Source organism: Streptomyces sp. NBC_00285 (assembly GCF_036174265.1).
Taxonomy (GTDB): domain Bacteria; phylum Actinomycetota; class Actinomycetes; order Streptomycetales; family Streptomycetaceae; genus Streptomyces.
On sequence record NZ_CP108055.1, the window covers coordinates 9,459,318 to 9,480,223 of the forward strand.

Below are 20,906 nucleotides of genomic sequence, written 5' to 3' on the forward strand. Positions count from 1 at the left end.
CCGCTCAAGCCCCGGTGCCGGGGCTGAAGGGGATCAACCGCACCGACGCCTCGGTACCGGACACGGGAACCTCCCCGGCCTTCCAGACCACCTTCAGCGGGTCCTCCTCGTCCGGCGGGGTCACCAGGAGCGCGACAGGGGTGGCGGTGCCCGCCCCGCTGACCTCGGGGTTCGCGAAGGACAGTCCGGCCCAGGCGCTCTGGCCCGGCGCCAGGGTCACCGTCTGCGGACCGGCCGAGGAACGCTTGGGGTCCGGGCCCAGCTGCTTGCCGGCGGCATCGACGAAGGCGGTGCCCGGGTAGCCGTGAAGCGTGCAGGTGCGGCTCGATGTGTTCGTCAGCACGACCGGGAAGTTCTCCTGTCCGGCCCCCGGGTCGTTGCGGCCGACGGAGGCGCCGAGCTCGGAGGTGTGGCAGCGGGAGGCCGGGGACGGGGTGAGGGAGTTGCTCACCGCGTCGGTCGGGACGCCGCTCGGCGCACCGGTGTCACCTTCCGTGCCGGAGTCGGACGGTGTGGTGCTGTTCGTGGACACTGTCGTGCCGGGCTCCGTGCGCGGGGCGCTCGCCGTGCTGTCGCCGCTGCCGCAGCCTGCCAGCAGACCGAGCACGGCGGCCGAGCTCGCGAGCAGGGCCGCCCGCCGGGCACCCAGGGACCTGTTCGTCATGTCTCCACACTCCCGGAGATTTCACGTACGCGCGCGTACGGCGCCTTGTGCGTCGTGCCCCGTCACAGGGGTCCGATGCGGCGCGAGCCGGAAAAGTTCACTCGACCGGGGACGGGACGGGTTCCGGGACGAGTCCGAAGCCGCCGCCCCCGCACCGGATCGGCTCGGCGCCACGTGTGGTCGTCGCCCCTGGCCGCCCGGCGGAGGCACCCACCGACGCGGACCGGCGCTCTCACTCCTCGTCCAGGAGTCCGATCTCCGCCCAGATCGTCTTGCCGTCGGGCGTGTGCCGACTGCCCCAGCGCTGGGTGAGCTGCGCGACGAGGAGCAGTCCCCGGCCGCCCTCGTCCCAGGTCTTGGCGCGCCGAAGGTGCGGGGCGGTGTGGCTGGTGTCGGAGACCTCGCAGATCAGCGTGGCGGCGTCGTGGATGAGTCGCAGCCGGATGGGGTGGGCGCCGTACCGGATCGCGTTCGTCACCAGCTCGCTCACCACCAGCTCGGCCGTGAACGACGCCTCGCTCAGGTCCCAGCGGCCCAGCTGCCCCACGACCTGCTTGCGGACGGGCCCCACCAGGGCCGGGTCGGCCGGGATGTCCCAGGTCGCCACCTGAGACGCGGGCAGGCCCAGGGTGCGGGCCAGCAGCAGGGCGACGTCGTCGGAGGAGCCGCCGGACGGGAGCAGCGCGTGCAGCACCCGGTCGCAGCTCTCCTCCAGGGATCCGGAGGGGACGGCCAGGGCGTCGCACAGCAGCCCACGACTGGCGTCGGCGTCCCGCTCCCGGGACTCGATCAGCCCGTCCGTGAACAGGGACAGCACGGTGCCCTCGGGCAGACTCAGCTCGGCGGACTCGAACGGCAGGCCGCCCAGGCCCAGCGGCGGCCCCGCGGGCAGGTCCACCTCGCGGGGCGCTCCGCCCGGCGTCAGCATCACCGGCGCCGGATGCCCGGCCCGGGCGAGTGTGCAGCGCCGGGACACCGGGTCGTAGACCGCGTAGAGACAGGTGGCTCCGACCTCGCCCGGGCTGCCCTCGTTGCCGGCCTCCACGGACAGCCGTACGACGAGGTCGTCGAGGTGGGTGAGCAGTTCGTCCGGGGCCAGGTCGATGTCGGCGAGGGTGCGGACGGCGGTACGCAGCCGGCCCATCGTCGCCGAGGCCTGGATGCCGCGTCCGACGACGTCCCCGACCACCATCGCGACCCGCATCCCGGACAGCGGGATCACGTCGAACCAGTCGCCGCCCACCCCCGCGCGCGCGGCCGGAAGATACCGGGAGGCGGCGTCCACGGCGGCCGTGCGGGGCAGGGAGCGGGGCAGCAGGCTGCGCTGGAGGGCGAGGGCCGTCTCGCGCTCGCGGGAGAACCGGCGGGCGTTGTCGATGCAGACCGCGGCCCGCGCCGTGATCTCCTCGGCCAGCAGCACGTCGTCCGGGGTGAAGGGATCGGGGCGCCGGTACCGGGTGAGGACCGCGACCCCGAGGGTGTGGCCGCGGGCCTGGATCGGCACGGACATCGTGGAGTGGACGCCGAACTCTTTGACCCGCTCGCCGCGGGTCTTGTTCCAGTTGAGCCACTGGTCCAGGCGTCCGGAGGCCACCGTGGCGACGATCGTGTGGCCGGCCGTCAGGGAGTCGGCCTGTGGTGAGGTGGCGGGATACAGCTCCGAGTGTCCCGGCTTCACCACCGCCATCGGATTGCCGGGATCCACCGACTGGTGGGCGGCGCGGCGCAGCTCGACCGGCGCGGACAGGGCTGCCGGGGCCTCGCCGTGCTCCTGCGGGTCCAGCAGGTCGACGCTGACGAAATCGGCGAGCGCCGGACTGCACACGTCCGCCAGCTCCTGGGCCGTGCGGGTCACGTCCAGGGTGGTGCCGATGCGCACGCTCGCCTCGTTGAGCAGCTGGAGGCGTTCACGGGCCAGGAAGTTGTCGGTGAAGTCGTGGGCTGCCAGGCAGACGCCCCGCACCCGGCCCGCGGGGTCGGTGATCGGCGCCATCCTGGCCAGCCAGGCGTGTGCGCTGTCCTCGCCGCCGGTCCGCATGTACGTCTGCACGTCCTTGGGCCGGCCGGTGCTGAGCACGTGGAGCAGGTGCTCCTCCAGCTCCTCGCTCTGCTGCTTGCCGCCGATCTCGGACAGTCTGAGGCCCTGGATGCGCTTCTCGGGCAGCCCGATCACGTCGGCCATGGCGTCGTTGACCCGGCGCAGCCGCAGTTGGTCGTCGTACACGGCGACGGCACAGGGCGACTGGGTCAGTACGGCCGTGCCCAGCGGGTCGTCGGGGGAGCGGGGGCCGCCGGGGTCGAGCGGGGTGACCACGAGCCAGTGCCCGGGGCCGCCGTCGGACGAGTCCTGATGGTGGGCGAGCAGCCACACCGACACGGCGGTGCCGTCCCGGTGGCAGAGCGTGAGGTCGCCGTCCCAGCGGCCGTCCATGGGCCCGTCGGGCACCGCTTCGCCCCCGTTGACCAGGAGGTTCGCCACGGGTCTGCCCACGACTTCGGCGGGCGACCAGCCCAGCAGTCGCTGCGCGCCGGCATTCCACGCGACCAGCGTGCCGTCCTCACCGACGACGGCCCGTGCCGTCGCGGCGTCGTCGAACGGGTACACGAGGGTCATCGTCGCCACTCCATTGCGCGCACTCTCAGTGAACAATCACGCCACTTGGGTGCCAAGCCTAGTGCGTCGTGCTCGCGCACGAACGGTGAACCCCGGCGGGGGCCCAGCTCGTCGCCGGGCCGCCGTCAAGGGTGAAATCCGGCCGAGGTGGCGCGTGGGGCAGAAGCAGCTCACCGAACCCTTGACGGCTTTGTGTGGCTCACCATCAGATTGTGTTTGTTCACGATCAGTTGTGAGTACTTCTGGGCCCTGATGAGGGAGAGCCGCCATGTCGGTCACTCGCAGATCGGTTTTGCTCGCTTCCACCGCCGCACCGGCCGCGGGCGTCCTCCCGGCCGCACCGGTGGCCCGGGCCGCCGAGTCCGCCGGGAGCGCGCCCGGCCGCCGCACGGTAGCGCTGCGCGACGGCTGGCGCTTCGCGCTGGTCGATCCGGGCGGCATCACCGACCCGACGGGAGAGTACGAGAACGCCGCCGCTCCCGGATACGACGACTCGGGGTGGCGCGAGGTCGCGGTGCCGCACGACTGGAGCATCGAGCTGGCCCCGACCACCGGGAACGGCACCACCAGCGGCACCGGGTTCTTCCCCGGCGGCCTGGGCTGGTACCGCCTCGCCCTCACCCTGCCGCCGGCCCTCGCCGGCAAGCGGATCTCGGTGGAGTTTGACGGCGTCCACATGGACTCGTACGTCTACTGCAACGGCACCGAGGTGGGCCGCCACCCCTACGGCTACACCGGCTTCGCCTTCGATCTCACCGGCCTGCTGCACACCGACGGCACCACCGCGAACGTGATCGCGGTGAAGGTGCAGAACCGGCTCCCCAGCAGCCGCTGGTACTCGGGCAGCGGCATCTACCGGGAGGCCCGGCTGGTCGTCACCGAACCGGTGCACGTGGAGCGCTGGGGCACCCGCGTCACCACCCCGGAGATCACCGGGAAGCGGGGCGTGGTCCAGGTGAGCACCTCGGTGGTGAATGCTTCGGGCGCCGCCGCGGACGTCGAGGTCCTCTCACGCATCGTCGCCCCCGACGGCCGTACGGTCGCCCGCGCCTCCTCCACGGTCGCCGTCACCGGCAAGGCGACCGCCACCCACGAACTGACGGTCCCCGCGCCGCGGTTGTGGGACCTCGACACCCCGCACCACCGCTACGCCGTGCACACCGAACTGCGGGTCGCCGGCAGCACCACCGACACCCATCGCACCCCCTTCGGCTTCCGCACCTTCCGCTTCGATCCCGACGAGGGCTTCCACCTCAACGGCACCCACCACAAGCTCAGGGGCGTCGATCTCCACCACGACCTGGGCGCGCTCGGCGCGGCCGTCAGCATCGACGCGATCCGCCGGCAGATGACCATCATGAAGTCGATGGGCGTCAACGCCTTCCGCACCTCCCACAACCCGTCCTCCCCGGAGATGATCCGGGTCTGCGAGGAACTGGGCATCGTGATGCTGGTGGAGGCCTTCGACTGCTGGAGGACCCCCAAGACCCGCTACGACTACGGCCGGTTCTTCGACGAGTGGTGCGAGCGGGACGCCACCGAGATGGTCCTCGCGGCCCGCAACTCGCCCGCGGTTCTCCTGTGGTCGATCGGCAACGAGATCCCCGACTCCACGTCCACCGCGGGACTCGCCATGGCCGACCGGATCATCGCCGCGATCAGGGCCGTCGACGACACCCGCCCGCTGATCATCGGCTCCGACAAGTACCGCCGTCCGCCCGCCAAGGGCTCGGCGGCCGACCTGATGCTGGCCAAGCTGGACGGTCTCGGGCTGAACTACAACACCGCCAAGTCGGTGGACCAACTGCACGCCGCCTACCCGCACCTGTTCCTCTTCGAGTCGGAGTCCTCCTCGGAGACCTCGACGCGCGGTGCCTACCAGGAGCCCGGGCACCTCAACACCGGCGAGAACCACACCCCCGGCAGACGCGAGACCTCGTCCTACGACAACAACCTCGCCTCCTGGACCATGAGCGGCGAGTACGGGCACAAGAAGGACCGGGACCGCAAGTGGTTCGCCGGGCAGTTCCTGTGGTCCGGGATCGACTACATCGGGGAGCCCACGCCGTACGACGTGTTCCCGGTGAAGGCGTCCTTCTTCGGCGCGGTCGACACCGCCGGATTCCCGAAGGACATGTACCACCTCTTCCGCAGTCAGTGGGCCGGGGAGCCGATGGTCCATCTGGTGCCGATGACCTGGAACCACGAGGCGGGGGACACGGTCGAGGTCTGGGCGTACGCCAACGTCCCCACCGTCGAGCTGTTCCTCAACGGAAAGTCGCTCGGCACTCGGAGCTTCGACACGAAGAAGACCACCGACGGCCGGGAGTACCTGGAGACCACGGAGGCGACCGGCGACGACAAGACCTTCACCGACGGCCCCTACCCCGGCAGTTACACCAGCCCGAACGGCAGCGCGGGCAAGCTTCACCTGACCTGGAAAGTCCCTTACGTGCCCGGCGAGTTGAAGGCCGTGGCCCGCAGGAAGGGGAAGGTCGTCGCCACCGACGTGCTGCGCACCACCGGCGCCGCCCACGCCGTACGGCTCACCGCCGACCGTGCCTCGCTCGCCGCCGACGGCCGTTCGCTGGTCTTCGTGACCGCGGACGTCGTCGATGCCCGGGGCGTGGTGGTGCCCGACGCCGGGCATCTGATCTCCTTCGAGGTCACGGGCGGTTCCCTCGCCGGGCTCGACAACGGCCGTGAGGAGAGCGCCGAGCGCTACCAGGCGAGCACCCGCACCGCCTTCCACGGCAAGGCCCTCGCGATCGTGCGCTCCGGATCCGAGCCGGGCGTCCTGAGAGTCAGGGCGAGCGCCGAGGGTCTGCGGACGGGCACCGCGAAGGTGCGCACCACCCCCTCCCGGTCGGCCGCCGTGACCGAGCCGACGGCCTTCACCCCCGACCCTGAGGCGCCTGCGAACTACCCTCACGCGGACGCCGGTTACTCCGGCCGGCCGGACACCCTGCCCGCCGCGATGATCGACGGCGACCCCGCCACCGGCTGGTCCAACGCCTTCAGCAAGGCCGCGACCGCCCTGCTGCCCGCCTTCAGCGGCGCGAGGGCCTCGGACTGGGTCTCCGTGGACCTCGGACGTACCAGGACCCTCGACCGGGCCGAGGTCTCCTTCACTCTGAGCGCGTCCCACAGCCTGCCCGCTTCCGTCGAGGCCGAGGTGTGGGACGGCGAACGGTATGTGCCGGTCGAGGGTGCGTCGGTCGCCTGGGCCACCGCCTCCGACGAACCGACGGTCATCACCTTCGCCGCCGTTCAGGGCTCCCGCCTCCGGCTGACCATGACCAGCGCCGCACCGGGCGGGCCCAAGGGTGCCGTGCGCATCAGCAAGTTGGGGATACCGGCCGTCTGAGAGCGGCCCCGGACAACGGTCCGGCCGGGAATATGTCCTGTCCGGACCGTTGACGGAATGTCATGACTGCAACAACCATGGCCTCGGTCCGCATCTGGGAGCGCTCCCATCGCGAGCGTCACCCGCACCTCACCGGAGGAGCCCAGACGTGAAACGACGCAGAACCACCTTGCTGTGCCTGACGGCCCTGCTGGGAGCGGCACTTGTGGCCTCCCCGGCGTCCCCGGCCGTGGCCGACGAGGTCGAACAGCTGAAGAACGGCACCTTCGACACCGTCACCGAGCCCTGGTGGACGAGCAGCAACGTCACCGCCGGCCTGTCCGACGGGCAGCTCTGCGCGAACGTGCCCGGCGGCACCGCCAACCGCTGGGACGCCGCCGTCGGCCAGAACGACGTCGCCCTGGTGAAGGGGGAGTCGTACAAGTTCTCCTTCACCGCGAACGGGTCGCCCGAGGGGCACGTCCTGCGGGCCATCGTCGGGCTGCAAGTGGCGCCCTACGACACCTACTTCGAGGTGAGCCCGCAACTGAGCGTGTCGGGGAACTACTACTCCTACACGTTCACCTCGCCCGTCGACACCACCCAGGGCCAGGTCGGCTTCCAGCTCGGCGGCAGCGCCGACCCGTACCGCTTCTGCATGGACGACGTGTCCCTGCTGGGCGGGGTCCCGCCGGAGGTGTACGTGCCCGACACCGGACCGCGCGTGCGCGTCAACCAGGTCGCCTATCTGCCCGCCGGACCGAAGAATGCCACCCTGGTCACCGACGCCGTCACGAAACTGCCCTGGCAGCTGAAGAGCGCGTCCGGCGGCGTCGTCGCCCACGGCTGGACCGTGCCGCGGGGCGTCGACGTCTCGTCCGGGCAGAACGTCCACTCCATCGACTTCGGCGCCTACAAGAAGCGCGGCGCGGGCCTCACCCTGGTCGCGGACGGCCAGACCAGCCGGCCCTTCGACATCGGCACGAGCGCCTACGAGCAACTCCGTCTCGACGCCGCGAAGTACTACTACACGCAGCGCAGCGGCATCGCGATCCGCGAGGATCTGCGCCCGGGCTACGGCCGCGCCGCCGGGCACGTGAACGCGGCCCCCAACCAGGGCGACAAGAACGTGCCCTGCCAGCCGGGCGTGTGCGACTACACCCTCGACGTCACCGGGGGCTGGTACGACGCCGGCGACCACGGCAAGTACGTGGTGAACGGTGGCATCTCCACCTGGGAGGTGCTGAGCACGTACGAGCGCGAGCTGCTGGCCCGCACCGGGCAGCCCGCGAAGCTGGGCGACGGCACCCTCGCCATCCCGGAGAGCGGCAACAAGGTGCCCGACATCCTCGACGAGGCCCGCTGGGAGCTGGAGTTCCTGCTGAAGATGCAGGTCCCGGACGGGCAGCCGCTGGCCGGTATGGCCCATCACAAGGTCCATGACGAGCAGTGGACCGGCCTGCCCCTGCTGCCGAGCGACGACCCTCAGAAGCGTGAACTGCACCCGGCGTCCACCGCGGCCACCCTGAACCTGGCGGCGACGGCAGCGCAGGCCGCCCGCCTGTACAAGCCGTACGACAAGGCGTTCGCGGCGAAGGCGCTGGCGGCCGCCCGCAAGGCCTGGACCGCGGCGCTCGCCCATCCCGACCTGTACGCCTCGGAGAGCGACGGCATCGGAGGCGGCACCTACGCCGACAACAACGTCACCGACGAGTTCTACTGGGCGGCGGCCGAGCTGTACCTGACCACAGGAGAGAAGGCCTTCCGGGACCACGTGCTCGCCTCACCCGTCCACACCGCCGACATCTTCACCCCCGTCGGCTACGACTGGGCCCGCACCGCCGCCGCGGCCCGGCTGGACCTGGCGACCGTGCCGAGCAAGCTGCCCGGCCGCGACAAGGTCCGGCAGTCGGTCGTCAAGGGCGCCGACCGCTACCTGGCCACGCTGAACGCCCACCCGTACGGCATGCCGTACGCCCCGGAGGGCAACCTCTACGACTGGGGCTCCAACCACCAGATCCTGCACAACGGGATCGTCATCGCCACCGCCTACGACATCACGGGCGGCTCGAAGTACCGTGACGGCGCCCTCCAGGGCATCGACTACATCTTCGGCCGCAACGCGCTGAACATCTCCTACGTCACCGGCTACGGCGAGGTCAACTCCCACAACCAGCACGCCCGTTGGTACGCCCACCAGCTCGACCCGAACATGCCGAACCCACCGAGGGGCACCCTCGCAGGCGGCCCGAACTCGGGTATCCAGGACCCCTACGCACAGAGCAAACTCCAGGGCTGCGTAGGCCAGTTCTGCTACATCGACGACATCCAGTCCTGGTCGACCAACGAGCACACCATCAACTGGAACTCGGCCCTGACCCGGATGGCGTCCTTCGTGGCGGATCAAGGCTGACGTCCGCGTGCTCCACCAGCTCACCGGGCCGCTCGTGCGCGGTGAGCTGGTGGAGTTCGGCCCGATCGAGCGGCTGGTGCACCTCGACGTACTCACCGTGCGGCAGCCGCTTGATCACACCGGTCTCCCGACCGTGCAACACCAGCTCCCGGTCGCGGAGTTGCAGCCCCAGACAAATGCGCCGCGTGGCGACGAAGACAACCGCCGGGACGACGAACATCCCGATCCGGACGGCCCACGTGACCGTGTTGATCGACAGATGGAGCCGGGTCGCCACGATGTCGTTGCCGCCGCCCGCGAGCAGGATCAGATACAGGCTGATCCAGGACGCGCCGATCGCCGTACGGACCGGACGGTTGCGCGGACGGTCCAGCAGATGGTGCTCCCGCCGGTCCTTGGTGAACCGGGCCTCCAGGAACGGGTAGACGCCGATGAAGACCAGCAGGAGGGGGAAGACCAGAACCGGGATCAGGACCCCGAGGGCCAGTGTGTGGCCCCACAGAGTCACCTCCCAGCCCGGCATCACCCGCACCAGCCCCTCCGCGAACCCCAGGTACCAGTCCGGCTGGGCGCCCGTGGAGACCTGGTCGGCGCGGTAAGGGCCGTACGACCAGACCGGGTTGATGGACGCCACGGCGGCGATGAACGTGAGCGTGCCGAAGACCAGAAAGAAGAAGCCGCCCGCCTTCGCCAGGTACACCGGGAAGAACGGCGCCCCGACCACGTTGCGTTCGGTCCGGCCGGGGCCCGCGAACTGGGTGTGCTTGTGGTACACGACCAGGATCAGATGGGCCACCACGAGGGCCGCCATGATGCCGGGGATCACCAGGATGTGCAGCGAGTAGAAGCGGGCCACGATGTCATGGCCCGGGAACTCGCCGCCGAACAGGAACAGCGCGAGATACGTCCCCACGATCGGCACCGACACGGTGGCGCCGTAGACGAACCTCATGCCCGTGCCCGACAGGAGGTCGTCCGGCAGCGAGTAGCCGAAGAGGCCCTCGAACAGGCCCAGGAACAGCAGCAGCCAGCCGAACAGCCAGTTGACCTCGCGCGGCTTGCGGAACGAGCCCGTGAAGAAGTGCCGCATCATGTGCGTGAGCATCCCGGCCACGAAGACCAGCGCCGACCAGTGGTGGAGTTGCCGGATCAGCAGTCCGCCGCGCACGTCGAAGCTGATGTCCAGCGTCGAGGCGTACGCCTGCGACATGCGCACGCCGTTCAGCGGGGTGTAACTGCCGTGGTACGTGATCTCGTTCATCGACGGATGGAAGAACAGCGTCAGCCACACCCCGGTCAGGATCAGCACGACGAAGCTGTACAGGCAGATCTCGCCGAGCAGGAAGGACCAGTGGTCCGGGAAGACCTTGCGCAGGTACTTCGCGCCGAGCGTGCGGGTGCCGAGACGCCCGTCGAGCCAGCCCGCCAGACGCTCGCCCCTCTCCGGCCGCGCCGGACGCCGTGCGGCGCTCACGCCTCCTCCTTCCGGACGTGCGTGAGCTTGTCGGGATTGGTGACGACGAAGAGGCTGGAGACCCGGTCGCCCTCCGGCGTGAGGTCCAGGACGATCACCGCGTACGGCGAGCCCTGCTCGAACAGCACGGCCGCGTCGTCACCGTTGACGCACCGGTAGCGCAACTCCAGGCCCAGGGCCTGCGCTCCGCCCCGCTTCGCGTACCCGGAGAGCAGCCGGGCCGCCTTCTCCCGGCCGTGCACCGGACGCAGGGCCTGCTTGCGCATGCCGCCGCCGTCCGTCCACACCGTGACGTCGGGCGCGAGGATCTCCATCAGCTCCGCGATGTCCCCGCCGACCGCCGCCTGCACGAACCGTTCGGTCGCTTCCCGGCGCACCCGGGGATGCGCTTCGTACAGGGGCCGGCGAGCCTGCACATGGGCCCGCGCCCGGTGCGCCAACTGCCGTACGGCGGCCGGGGCGCGGTCGATGATCTCCGCGATCTCGGTGTGGGCGTACCCGAACACCTCGTGCAGCACGAACACCGCGCGTTCCAGCGGGGACAGGGACTCCAGGACCACCAGCATCGCGAGCGACACGGAATCGGTCCGCAGTGCCGGTCCGTCGGCGCTCGCCTCGTCGGTGACCAGCGGCTCGGGCAGCCACGGGCCGACGTAGGTCTCACGGCGGCGGTTGACCACCGCCCGCCGCTGGAGCGCGTGATTGACGGCGATCCGGACCAGATAGGCACGCGGGTTGTCGATCCCGCCGGTGCCCCGGCGCGACCACGACAGCCAGGTGTCCTGAAGCACGTCCTCGGTGTCGGCGACACCGCCCAGCATGTTGTAGACGACACCGAAGAGCAGCTCTCGGTGCTCGACGAAGACACCGGTCGCGTCCTCGACGTCGGGAACGGGTATCTCGGGCATCTCGTGTGGCCTCCCCAATGGCGCGCTCACCACTGCGAGGCCTTCAGGGCACCGGAATGTGACATCGGACGGCCAGAATGTGACCCACGCCTCATCGGGGCCCGGTCGGCAGCAGCCAGGACACGCCGTGGAAGGCGATGCCGAGCGCGCGCAGGCGGCGGCCCGTCCGGAGGGACGCGGGCAGCGTGCTCCTGGGCTTGCGGTACCGCCGAAAACATGGCTTGAACTGGGAGTATTTACGGGTGAGTACCCGCGCGGTACCGTGAGGACATGCCAGCTCTCAACGTGGAGTTCAGCGATCGCGAGCTAGAGGACCTGCGGCAGATCGCCAAGGAGCGCGGTACGTCGATGAAGGCCCTCGTACGGGAAGCCGCCGCGGCCGACATCGCCCGGCACCGGGCCCTCCAGGAAGGCGCGGAGGCCTTTCGGCGGTTCTTCGCCGCCCATGCCGACGAGTTCGCCGCCGCCTTCCCCGAGGACGAACCGGCGGCCAAGGGCGCGGGGCGGGTCGGCTGACCGATGGCTTCCGTCGTCCACATCGACGTGCCGTGGCTGCTCCAACGGCACGAAGAGGTCCTGCCCGACCAGCCCACGATCAACGACTTCTCGGCCCTCGTCGCCGCCGTCGCCCGGCACCGCGTCGATCCGCCGCGGCTCGGCGTCGACTCCGACCCGGCCTGGCGGGCCGCAGCCCTGCTGCACACTCTCGCGCTGCTCAAGCCCTTACCGTCGGCCAACGCCCGCTTCGCCTGCGCCACCGCCGTGGCCTACATGTTCGTCAGCGGCGTCGGCATCGACCCGCCCTACGGCGCCCTCGTCGATCTCGCCCGCGACCTGATCTCCGGCAAGGCCGACGTGTACGCAGCGGCGGACCGGCTGCGCGCCTGGCAGATCTGAGGCCGTCGAGCGGGTCAGGAGCGAGGCGCCCCGGCCGGACGTCGGCCAACCCGCCCCCGGGGCCGCCGACCGAGGGCGGGAGGAACTGGGCCGGCGGCCGGGGTTGCGCGCGGGAGAGCCGCCGTGCCGCGCGCGGCCTTCGAGGAGGGCCGGTTCCAGTGGACCACCGGTCGCCGTGCGAAGGGAGCGTGCGCGGCGCTCCGGCGCGTGCGCGGGTTTCACACGGGGCGCATGGAATGTCGAAAGCCGGTCCGGGCTGACGCAGTTGTGAGGGCCTGCGGCCAACTTTCCCGTGTCCGCGATCTTGCCCGGGTGCCTTGTTGGTCACGAGTGACTTGTGCAATGGTGAACCACCTGTGTGGGGGGCAGGGGCCGGGCCGCATTCGTCCCGTGGGGAACCGGGATGGACAGGCGTCGGTGAATTCGTGCTTCCCACGCCCGCCCGAAAGGGATGCGCCCTTTGTCGCTTTCATTTCGGCAACGAGAACTTCTGTGAGTCCCATGCCCGTGGGAAGGAATCCGCTCAGTGCCAACCCCCCACCCACCGCTTCCGCCTTACCCGCCGCCGGGTGCCGCGTCCGGCGAATCCGACGAGGACCTCGCAGCCCGGCTCAGAGGCCGTCCCGACGGCGAGGCCGCCCAGTCCATCGCGCTGCTCATGGCGCGCCACTGGAAACCGGCCCACGAATACGCGGTCATCTGTCTCGCCTCCCCGTCCGAGACCGCATCCATGGTGGCCACCGCCGCCTTCCACCAGGTCCTGGACCGGCTCGCGCTCGGCGAACCGGCCCTCGCGCTGCGCCCCAGAACCCTGGTGGCCGTGCGGGACACGGTCAAGGAGTGGGTGGCCGAGGACCGGATAACCGACGTTCTGCCGGACCTGGTGAAACCGAACGGCGGCCGCGGTATGCGGGCCGCGAAGTCCATGACACCGGAAAACCGCAAGCTCGCCGAGCGGTCTTTCCAGGCCCTTCCCGGACTCGCCCGCTGTCTGCTGTGGCACACCGAGGTGGAGGCGGACTCGATTACCGTGCCCGCCGCACTCCTCGGCATGGCCACCGACACCGCGTCGGCGGCCCTCGAACAGGCGCGTGAAAAATTCCGGGAAGGATGTGTACATGCCCATCGGGAACTCGCGCCGACCAAGGACTGCCGCTTCTACAACCGCCTCCTAGACGTTCCGATTCGTCGCGGGGGAACCCTGCTGCCGGATGTCCAGCAGCATCTCTCGGAGTGCCGCTACTGCCGTTCCGCCGCGGAACAACTGAGCCATTTCGAGGGCGGCCTGGGCATACTGCTCGCCGAGGCGGTGCTCGGCTGGGGTGCCCGCCGCTACCTCGAACTGCGCGCCGGGCGTACGCCCCAGGAAACGGGGCGCCGGGGCAGCGGCCGGCACGGGGCGGCCCGCCGCCGCATCCTCGAGCGCATTCCCACACCCGGTCGGCGCGATCCCGGCACGGGCGGCGGTCTGCGGTCCTCACGGACGCTGCTCACCGGCGTGGGCCTCACCTCCGCGGGACTCGTCGCCGTCCTGCTCGCCTCCGGCCTGTGGTCGCACGACGACGGGGCCGACCCGGCCGCCTCCACCAGCGCCACCAACGGCGGCGTGATCCCGGGAGCCGGGACCGGCACCCCGGGCACCGCCCAGCTGCCCACCGCACCGGCGGTGACCCGGCTTCGCAACGCCGCCGCCGGCCTCTGCCTCGACATCCGGGGCATCCCCAAGGAGGGCGCCGCCACCGAACTGGCCGCATGCTCGACCGACCGGACCCAGCAGTGGTCGTACGAGACCGACGGCCTGCTGCGCAGCGAGGCGCAGCCCGAGCTGTGCCTGGACTCCCACGTGGACGCGGGGGTGGTCATCCTCGGCAAGTGCGCCGACGACAAGGCGAAGCGAGGCGGAGACGTGCGCTACGACCTCACCGTGCAGGGAGAGTTGCTGCCCCGCTGGGACGAGCAGCTGGCCCTCGCCACCACCACTGAGGCCCCGGGCGCCGACATCGTCGTCAAGGTCCGCGACCACTCGGACCAGCAGCGCTGGCTGACCGACCCGACCACCGACGCCAGCCCCGGCTCGCTGTCGGTCACCGGCAGCGAGGCCCCGCAGGCGCGGCCCGCCGAACTCACGGACCGGATCTAGGAACGGGGGAGGCCTTCCCTCATGGAGTGCCTCCCCCCAAGGCGGGGCCCTCCATGAGGTCGTCGGGGCCGATCGTCGCCGGTGTCGCGTGCCCGGACAGGGCCAGCGTGAGATCCAACTCGGCGAGCAGACAACGGATCACGTGCTCGACGCCCGGCTGCCCGTCGAGGCCGAGGCCGTAGACGTAGGGCCGTCCGAGCAGGACCGCGCGGGCGCCGAGCGCGAGGGCCTTGAAGACATCGTCGCCGGTGCGGATCCCACTGTCGAAGAGCACGGTCAGCCGGTCACCGACCGCCTCCACCACCCGCGGCAGCGCGTCGGCCGCGGCGACGGACCCGGCCACCTGCCGTCCGCCGTGGTTGGACACCACGACCCCGTCCATCCCGGCGTCGGCGGCCGACCGGGCGTCGTCCGGGTGCAGGACACCCTTGAGCACGATCGGCCCGTCCCAGTGCTCCCGCAGGAACGCGAGGTCGGGCCAGGTCTTGCCGGGGTCCGCGAACATCCCGACGAAGTGCAGCACGGCCGCGTTCGGGTCCTCGTGCACCGGCTTGGCCAGGCCCGCCTGAAAGGCCGGGTCGGAGAAGTAGTTGGCGGTGCCCACACCGTGCAGGAACGGCAGGTACGCCTGGTCGAGGTCGCGTGGCCGCCAGGACAGCAGCGGGGTGTCCAGGGTGACGAACAGGGCCGTGAACCCGGCTGCCTTCGCCCGGTTCAGGAAGCTCAGGGCCACCTCGGGGTCCTTCGGCCAGTACAGCTGGAACCAGCGTTCGGCGTCGCCCATCGCCTCGGCGACCTGCTCCATCGGCGTGCTGGACGCCGACGACAGGATGTACGGCACGCCCTGCGCCGCGGCGGCCCGGGCGGCGGCCGGCTCCGCGTCCGGGTGCATGATCGACAGGACGCCGACCGGCGCCAGGGCCAGCGGGGCGGGCAGGGAGCGCCCCAGCACCTCCACCGACAGATCGCGTTCGTGGACGTCCCGCAGCATGCGCGGAACGATCCGGCGCCGCTGCAGAGCCGACCGGTTGGCCCGCGCCGTACTGCCGTCGCCCGCGCTGCCCGCCACATAGCCCACCGGGCCGGGCCCGAGCCGCTGCTCGGTCAGCTCCTCCAGCCGGGTCAGGTCGGTGGGGAGCCGGGGCACCGTGCCGGACATGCCGTTCAGATAGATCTCGTACTGGAAGTCCGCCCAGTGCTTGGCCATCCGTCCGAACCGCCTCTCGCCGTCGAGTGCGTTGACCATATCCGGGGGCGGGCGCAGGTCAGGAGGGGGTGGCCGTCCCGGACTCGGCGAGAATCCGGGCCAGTTCGCGCGGCTGCGAGTACATCGGCCAGTGCCCGGTGTCCATCTCGACCAGGTCCCATCGCTCGCTCTTCAGCAACTCGGCCACGACGGGCGTCGGTTCGGCGCCGTCCAGAAGGCACTTGATGTAGGTGGCCGGCAGGTCGCCGAGGGGACGCGTGAGGACGGCCGGTTCGGTGAGCGTCGCGCCCGGGTGCGGGGTCGCGCCGTCGAGGATCCGGGATATCTGCTCGTCCGTCAGCCCCTGGTCGGCGTAGTGGTCGGCGCCCACCAGCGGCCAGTAGCCGTCGTTCTCCTCGATCTCCTTGCGCACATGGTCGCTCGGCCACCCCGACAGGAACGACTTCCCGTCGACGGGCACGTCGGAGTCCACGAACACCACCCGCGTGAGCCGGCCACCGATCCGCTCGGCCGCCTGTCCCACGGGTACGCCCGCGTAGCTGTGCCCCACCAGCACCACCTCGCGCAGGTCCAGCCGCTCGACCTCGGCGACGATGTCCTGAACGTGCGTCTGCTGTCCCGCCGGGACCCCCTGCTTCTCCGCGAGGCCCGACAGCGTCAGGGGATGAGCCCGGTGCCCGGCCGTGCGCAGTTCGGCTGCGACCTCGTCCCACGCCGACGCCCCGAGCCTCGCGCCCGCCACCAGTACGAAGTTGGTCATGACTGCAATGTAGTCGAGGGCACCGACAGTGCCCCGGGCCCGGTGACCGGCGACGTCGGCACCTCGACGGTGCGGGCGAGCCGCGCTCCCTCGGGCCCGTACACGGCTCGCGGTCAGGGCCGCCGGTTCGAGCGGTGCGCGAACCCGGTGACGGCCGGCGCGCTGACGGCGAACGAGGCACCGGCGAGGGAATCGGCGGTGCGGGCGGACGGTCCGTGATCGCCGCGGATGCCGTCCTGCTGGGGGCCGCCGACCGTACGGCCGACGGCGGCGCCCCAGCCGGTGGACGTCTCAGCCCTCTTCTGTGTCCTCGGTGGAGGTGTCGGCCACCTCCTCGGCGTCCGGTCCCTGGGCCCGCACCCGCTGGACGTGCTCCAGGGAATCCCGCAGCTCGACGAGCCAGTCGTCGCTGTGGCGCTGGACCAGCCGGACGCACCACGCGAGGGCGTCACTGCGGCTGCGGGCGACCCCGCCGGCGATGAGGGTGTCCAGGACCTGGCGCTCGGGCTGGCGCAGCCGGGTCATGACAGGCGCCGCCACATGTGTGAACAGGACGCGCTCGCCGCCGCACTCCACACCCCAGGAGACCTTGCGGCGGAACGTGTGCTCCGCCTCGCGCGCGACCGCGATCCGCTCGTCCCGGGTGCGTTCCCGGAACTCCTGGATCCGGCTCTGTACCGCCGCCTCCCGCTCGGCGGCCGAGACGTCCTCGGCGAGCCGGGGCTCGGGGATGCGGCCGATCACGGTGATCTCCTCGCGGTCGACGATCACCTCGGCCGGGGCGTCGAAGAGGTCGTCGGGCAGTCGGCCGGCGAACCAGCCGCGCAGCTTCTCTCGCTGTTCGTTGGTAATCATGTAATGACGATTACTCCGCCATCGCGTGAACGCAAGGGATCGAGACGGTGTGCGCTGACGGCTGAAGCGGAATGTTTCAGGCCTATTGCCGAGGCGGGGTGATCAAGCCATCCGGCCGGATCGGACGATCAAGAACCGCACAGTTGAGGGGATCGAGTGTTCGGATGATGTGACTTCACGCCACTGATTCAACACGCAAGGTTACTGAAACCTGTGGGGTCGATGTGAAGTTCGGGCCAGAACTCGGCAGACTCACGCTCGCCGCTCCGGCACCGACCGAGTCGGAGGGCACCCTCGAATCCAGCGGAAGGATGCACACAATGCGGAACACCGCGCGCTGGGCAGCGACCCTCGGCCTCACGGCCACCGCCGTCTGCGGACCCCTGACCGGGGCCGCTCTCGCCGAACCGGCCGCCGCTCCCATGGGCCTCTACGCCCCGTCCGCGCTCGTGCTCACCCTCGGCCACGGCGACAGCGCCGCCACCGTCACCCCGGAAAGAGCTGTGACCCTGACCTGTGCCCCGACCTCGTCGGGCACCCACCCGGCAGCGGCCCGGGCCTGCGCCGAACTGCGTGCCGCAGGAGGTGACCTGGACGCCCTGGCGGACAGGAGCGACGTGCAGTGCACCAAGGAGTACGCCCCCGTGGTGGTCACCGTCGACGGCGTGTGGCGGGGCAAGCGGGTCTCCTATGAGCACACCTTCGCCAACGAGTGCGTGAAGAACTCCTACGGGGCGAGCGTCTTCACGTTCTGAGAGACCGGGATCACGCGGTCCCGTGATCTGCCCGAGGGGCTCGCGGTTGGGGAGTCGCCCCTCTCACGGAACTCTGTGATCCCGCACCGAGGGCCGGCGGACGGTGTGGGGCCGTCCGCCGGCCCCTCGGGTCATTCCGCTTCGGGGAACTCCGAGGGCGCCAGAGGCTCCGGGGACTCCGGGAACCCGGGAAGCGGCGGAAAGCGGCGCCACAGGCCCGCGGCGCGCAGTAATCGGTGCAGACGTGGCTCGTCGGTGACTACGCGCAGCCGTCCGCCGCGCCCCCTGGCCCGGGTGTCGGCGCGGCACAGCACCCGCAGGCCCGAGCAGTCGAAGAACTCGACCTGCCGCAGGTCCACCAGCACGTCCGGTCGGGCGGTCGCGGTCGCCGCGTCCAGATGCTCCGAGAGAAAGCCCGCCGTCGCGAGGTCGATCTCGCCGGCGGCCTCCACCACGGTGAAACCACCCTCGGCCCGGGTGCGGGCATACGGGTTCGCCGTGGGCGTCCCGGTAACGCGGTCTTCGAACTCCGGCGTCATGGCCGCTCCACCTCGGCGAGGGACGCATGTGATCTCGGTAGCTACCCCGGAGCGGCCCGGAACATCCATCCAGCGGGGTCCGCAAGATCTGGTTCACTCGACCCGGTGAATTTCAGTCAATAGCGTTGACTTCTTGTCTATAGGCGGGTCCGCTCCCGGTGGCTGGTGTCGCACCAGGGGTAGCGGCGACTGCGCCGGCAGGTGCACAGGGCCACCTGGAAGCGGTCGGAGACGACCGTGCTGCCGTCCTCCAGCTCCACTTCCACCGGACCCTCCATGAGGAGCGGTCCGCGTTGCTGGACCCGGATGCGGCACGGTCGCTCAGAGGGGGAGTTCGGCACGGACGACCACCAGCTCTTCCTTCTCGTCGGCCGCGTCGGCGGCGGACAGCAGTCCGCGCCGGCGCAGCCAGTCCTCCCGGGTACGCAACACCGGACCGAACGCGATGCGGTGACGGCGGGTCACGGCGGCCTTGAGGCCGGCCTCGCGCAGATGTCCGACCGTCCGCGCCGAGTCGCTCAGCTCGGAGTGCACGATCAGCAGCACCCCTCCGGGGCGCAGCAGGGCGGGCGCCTCCCGGCAGACCCGGTCCAGGACGAACCGCCCGTCGTGGCCCGCGTCCCAGGCCCGGGCCCTGCCTCGCGGCGGCCGGCCCGCCGGTGTCGGTGCGGGTACGTAGGGCGGATTGCTCAGGATCAGATCGAAGGACAGGTCCCGCACGGGGGTGAAGAGGTTGCCGCGCCGGACGTGGACGGACGCTCCGGTCAGCCAGGCGTTCAGCCGGGCCGTGCAGACCGCCCGCCACGACACGTCCACCGCCGTCACCCGGCTGCCCCGGCGTGCTGCCTGCAGTGCCAGCGCGCCGGTGCCGGTGCCCACGTCGAGGACGTGCGCGCCCGGCGGCAGCGGTTCTTCGGACAAGGCCCCGGCCAGGAGGGCGGTGTCCTCCTGCGGGGTGTACACGCCGGGGAGGATGAGAGGTGGAATCGGTGATCTCACCTGGCCCAAGTACCCCGGCATTCAGGAAATATGGGAGTTTTCGGAAGGCAGGGGCACGCGCAGGGACGACCGCCCGGCCTGCCAGTCACTCAGGAGACGCTCCGCGAGCCGGTCCTCCACATGACCGGTGACGTCGATACCGAAGGCGATGTCGGCGGCGAGACAGGGCTCCTCGTCCAGCAGACCGCCGATGACGTCATGGCGTACGACCTGCTCGTGGACGGCATCGGCCTCGACGTGTTCGTCGTAGAAGTGCTCGGCGGCCGGTCCCGCGCCGGTGCGGCGCATCGCCTCCGCCAGGCGCCGGGAGCCGGGCGAGGAGGTGATCTCGACCGCCGCGAAGTGACCCACGAGTGCCCCGCGCAGACTGCGGTGCAGGCCCAGCAGCGACATGACGTTCACCGTCGCGAGCAGTTCCGCGCAGGCCGCGTCCAGGTAGTGCCCGTACGTCGTGTCCAGACGCAGGTCCGTCATCAACTCGGCGAACAGGAGGGCGTGGACGCGGTCGGGGCGGCCGCCGCCGAACTCGTCGAACTCCACCGCCGCCATGCCCGCCTTGGCGCGCCCCCACAGCCTGGGCAGCACCCATGCGTGCGGGTCGGCCTCCTTGAGGTGGTAGAGGGAGCGCTGGGCCGCGTACTCGCGCACCTGCCACAGCTCACCTTCCTTGCTCAGGAAGTGGCTGACACCCGTGCCGTCGACCGGCTCGACGAGAAGTCCGGCCAGCGCGTCCTCGACGCTGTCGTGACCTCGGGTGTCCGTGCGCAGGGCGGACAGGAAGTGGTGCTCCAGGGCGGCTCGGGTGCGCAGCAGGTCGGGGTCCCACTCGTGGTCGGGGGACACACCGGCGAAGCCGCGGTAGTGCAGTTCGTAGCAGAGGTACAGGGCGAGCTGGAAGTCGTCGCCGTACACGGCTGCCGCCGCGACCTCCTCGTGGCGCGGCAACGGCCCGGCGCCGAGCAGATACTCCTCGACGCCCGCGGAGACAGGGCCCCGGGCCGGCGGCAGCAGAGGTCCTTGGAGGTCGTGATCCATGCGCCCCGGGTACCCGGGGAACGCGACGTCACCCTGCCGCGTTCACAGCGGGGCCGGCGCGCACCACGTGACCAGGGAGATCTCGGGTGCGCCGGCCGGCATCGGCTGCCCCGAGGTCACTCGCCCCCGGACTCCTCCTGGGCGCGGGTGTTCGGGGTGATGGCCTCTCCGGCCTCGCCCTCGTGTCCGCGCTTCTCGTCGGGGTCCTGGGTGCGCGTCTCGGCGTCCTCGAACTCGCGCAGGACCTCCTCCAGGGCGGTGTCCGGCTTCTGCCTCTTCTCGGACACGGTCGGCTCCTCT

19 protein-coding genes are annotated in these 20,906 nt (G+C 71.0%); 7 read left to right on the top strand and 12 right to left on the bottom strand.

Annotated features, from left to right (window positions below):
- Positions 1 to 4: 4 nt before the first annotated feature.
- The gene (locus tag OHT57_RS43370; protein ID WP_328752461.1) at positions 5 to 664 is read right to left on the bottom strand and encodes a DUF4232 domain-containing protein; all 660 of its coding nucleotides are present in this window, start codon (positions 662 to 664) and stop codon (positions 5 to 7) included.
- A 232-nt stretch (positions 665 to 896) separates the two neighbouring features.
- Positions 897 to 3,278, bottom strand: coding sequence for a SpoIIE family protein phosphatase (locus OHT57_RS43375; RefSeq protein WP_328752462.1), 2,382 nt, complete (start codon positions 3,276 to 3,278; stop codon positions 897 to 899).
- Positions 3,279 to 3,546: 268 nt separating this feature from the next.
- Here OHT57_RS43375 and OHT57_RS43380 point away from each other — a divergent pair, with 268 nt between their 5' ends.
- Positions 3,547 to 6,645: a glycoside hydrolase family 2 TIM barrel-domain containing protein gene (locus tag OHT57_RS43380; protein ID WP_328752463.1), complete on the top strand. Its 3,099-nt coding sequence runs from the start codon at positions 3,547 to 3,549 to the stop codon at positions 6,643 to 6,645.
- A gap of 148 nt (positions 6,646 to 6,793) precedes the next feature.
- Positions 6,794 to 9,037: a glycoside hydrolase family 9 protein gene (locus tag OHT57_RS43385; RefSeq protein ID WP_328752464.1), complete on the top strand. Its 2,244-nt coding sequence runs from the start codon at positions 6,794 to 6,796 to the stop codon at positions 9,035 to 9,037.
- On the opposite strand, the gene qcrB is transcribed toward OHT57_RS43385, so the two are convergent.
- Complete coding sequence (gene qcrB, locus OHT57_RS43390) at positions 8,982 to 10,511, bottom strand: cytochrome bc1 complex cytochrome b subunit (protein WP_328752465.1); 1,530 nt, start codon at positions 10,509 to 10,511, stop codon at positions 8,982 to 8,984. The two genes, OHT57_RS43385 and qcrB, sit on opposite strands and share 56 nt — an antisense overlap.
- Positions 10,508 to 11,419, bottom strand: coding sequence for an RNA polymerase sigma factor SigJ (gene sigJ / locus OHT57_RS43395; RefSeq protein ID WP_328752466.1), 912 nt, complete (start codon positions 11,417 to 11,419; stop codon positions 10,508 to 10,510). The genes qcrB and sigJ overlap by 4 nt, the downstream gene beginning before the upstream one ends.
- Positions 11,420 to 11,689: 270 nt before the next feature.
- Between sigJ and OHT57_RS43400 the strand changes: the two genes are divergently transcribed.
- The 3 genes from OHT57_RS43400 to OHT57_RS43410 all read left to right on the top strand — a co-directional run bounded on the left by OHT57_RS43400 (position 11,690) and on the right by OHT57_RS43410 (position 14,456).
- Positions 11,690 to 11,935 carry a hypothetical protein gene (locus OHT57_RS43400; protein ID WP_328752467.1) on the top strand — a complete coding sequence of 82 codons (246 nt, stop codon included), beginning with the start codon at positions 11,690 to 11,692 and terminating at the stop codon, positions 11,933 to 11,935.
- A 3-nt stretch (positions 11,936 to 11,938) separates the two neighbouring features.
- Entirely contained in the window at positions 11,939 to 12,316 is a 378-nt protein-coding gene (locus tag OHT57_RS43405) for a toxin Doc (protein WP_328752469.1), read from the top strand.
- 526 nt (positions 12,317 to 12,842) lie between these two features.
- Positions 12,843 to 14,456 (top strand): RICIN domain-containing protein, encoded by a 1,614-nt coding sequence (locus OHT57_RS43410; RefSeq protein ID WP_328752470.1) that lies wholly within the window; start codon positions 12,843 to 12,845, stop codon positions 14,454 to 14,456.
- 19 nt (positions 14,457 to 14,475) lie between these two features.
- Here the strand turns inward: OHT57_RS43410 and OHT57_RS43415 are convergent, their stop codons facing one another.
- A complete protein-coding gene (locus OHT57_RS43415; protein ID WP_328752471.1) occupies positions 14,476 to 15,663 on the bottom strand; it encodes a lactate 2-monooxygenase in 1,188 nt (395 codons plus the stop codon).
- Positions 15,664 to 15,721: 58 nt separating this feature from the next.
- The gene (locus OHT57_RS43420; protein WP_328752472.1) at positions 15,722 to 16,423 is read right to left on the bottom strand and encodes an alpha/beta fold hydrolase; all 702 of its coding nucleotides are present in this window, start codon (positions 16,421 to 16,423) and stop codon (positions 15,722 to 15,724) included.
- A 42-nt stretch (positions 16,424 to 16,465) separates the two neighbouring features.
- Here OHT57_RS43420 and OHT57_RS43425 point away from each other — a divergent pair, with 42 nt between their 5' ends.
- Positions 16,466 to 16,642, top strand: coding sequence for a hypothetical protein (locus OHT57_RS43425; RefSeq protein ID WP_328753548.1), 177 nt, complete (start codon positions 16,466 to 16,468; stop codon positions 16,640 to 16,642).
- A 72-nt stretch (positions 16,643 to 16,714) separates the two neighbouring features.
- Here the strand turns inward: OHT57_RS43425 and OHT57_RS43430 are convergent, their stop codons facing one another.
- The gene (locus tag OHT57_RS43430; RefSeq protein ID WP_328752473.1) at positions 16,715 to 17,278 is read right to left on the bottom strand and encodes a hypothetical protein; all 564 of its coding nucleotides are present in this window, start codon (positions 17,276 to 17,278) and stop codon (positions 16,715 to 16,717) included.
- Positions 17,279 to 17,598: 320 nt separating this feature from the next.
- Here OHT57_RS43430 and OHT57_RS43435 point away from each other — a divergent pair, with 320 nt between their 5' ends.
- Positions 17,599 to 18,033 carry a protease inhibitor gene (locus OHT57_RS43435; RefSeq protein ID WP_328752474.1) on the top strand — a complete coding sequence of 145 codons (435 nt, stop codon included), beginning with the start codon at positions 17,599 to 17,601 and terminating at the stop codon, positions 18,031 to 18,033.
- 131 nt (positions 18,034 to 18,164) lie between these two features.
- On the opposite strand, the gene OHT57_RS43440 is transcribed toward OHT57_RS43435, so the two are convergent.
- The 5 genes from OHT57_RS43440 to OHT57_RS43460 all read right to left on the bottom strand — a co-directional run bounded on the left by OHT57_RS43440 (position 18,165) and on the right by OHT57_RS43460 (position 20,893).
- Positions 18,165 to 18,572, bottom strand: coding sequence for an STAS domain-containing protein (locus tag OHT57_RS43440; RefSeq protein ID WP_328752475.1), 408 nt, complete (start codon positions 18,570 to 18,572; stop codon positions 18,165 to 18,167).
- 137 nt (positions 18,573 to 18,709) lie between these two features.
- Positions 18,710 to 18,913, bottom strand: a complete 204-nt coding sequence (locus OHT57_RS43445) for a CDGSH iron-sulfur domain-containing protein (protein WP_328752476.1) — start codon at positions 18,911 to 18,913, stop codon at positions 18,710 to 18,712.
- Entirely contained in the window at positions 18,894 to 19,592 is a 699-nt protein-coding gene (locus OHT57_RS43450; protein WP_328752477.1) for a HemK2/MTQ2 family protein methyltransferase, read from the bottom strand. The genes OHT57_RS43445 and OHT57_RS43450 overlap by 20 nt, the downstream gene beginning before the upstream one ends.
- The gene (locus OHT57_RS43455; RefSeq protein ID WP_328752478.1) at positions 19,593 to 20,606 is read right to left on the bottom strand and encodes an iron-containing redox enzyme family protein; all 1,014 of its coding nucleotides are present in this window, start codon (positions 20,604 to 20,606) and stop codon (positions 19,593 to 19,595) included. It lies immediately after the preceding gene.
- Positions 20,607 to 20,722: 116 nt separating this feature from the next.
- A complete protein-coding gene (locus OHT57_RS43460; protein WP_328752479.1) occupies positions 20,723 to 20,893 on the bottom strand; it encodes a hypothetical protein in 171 nt (56 codons plus the stop codon).
- Between the last annotated feature and the right edge of the window lie 13 nt (positions 20,894 to 20,906).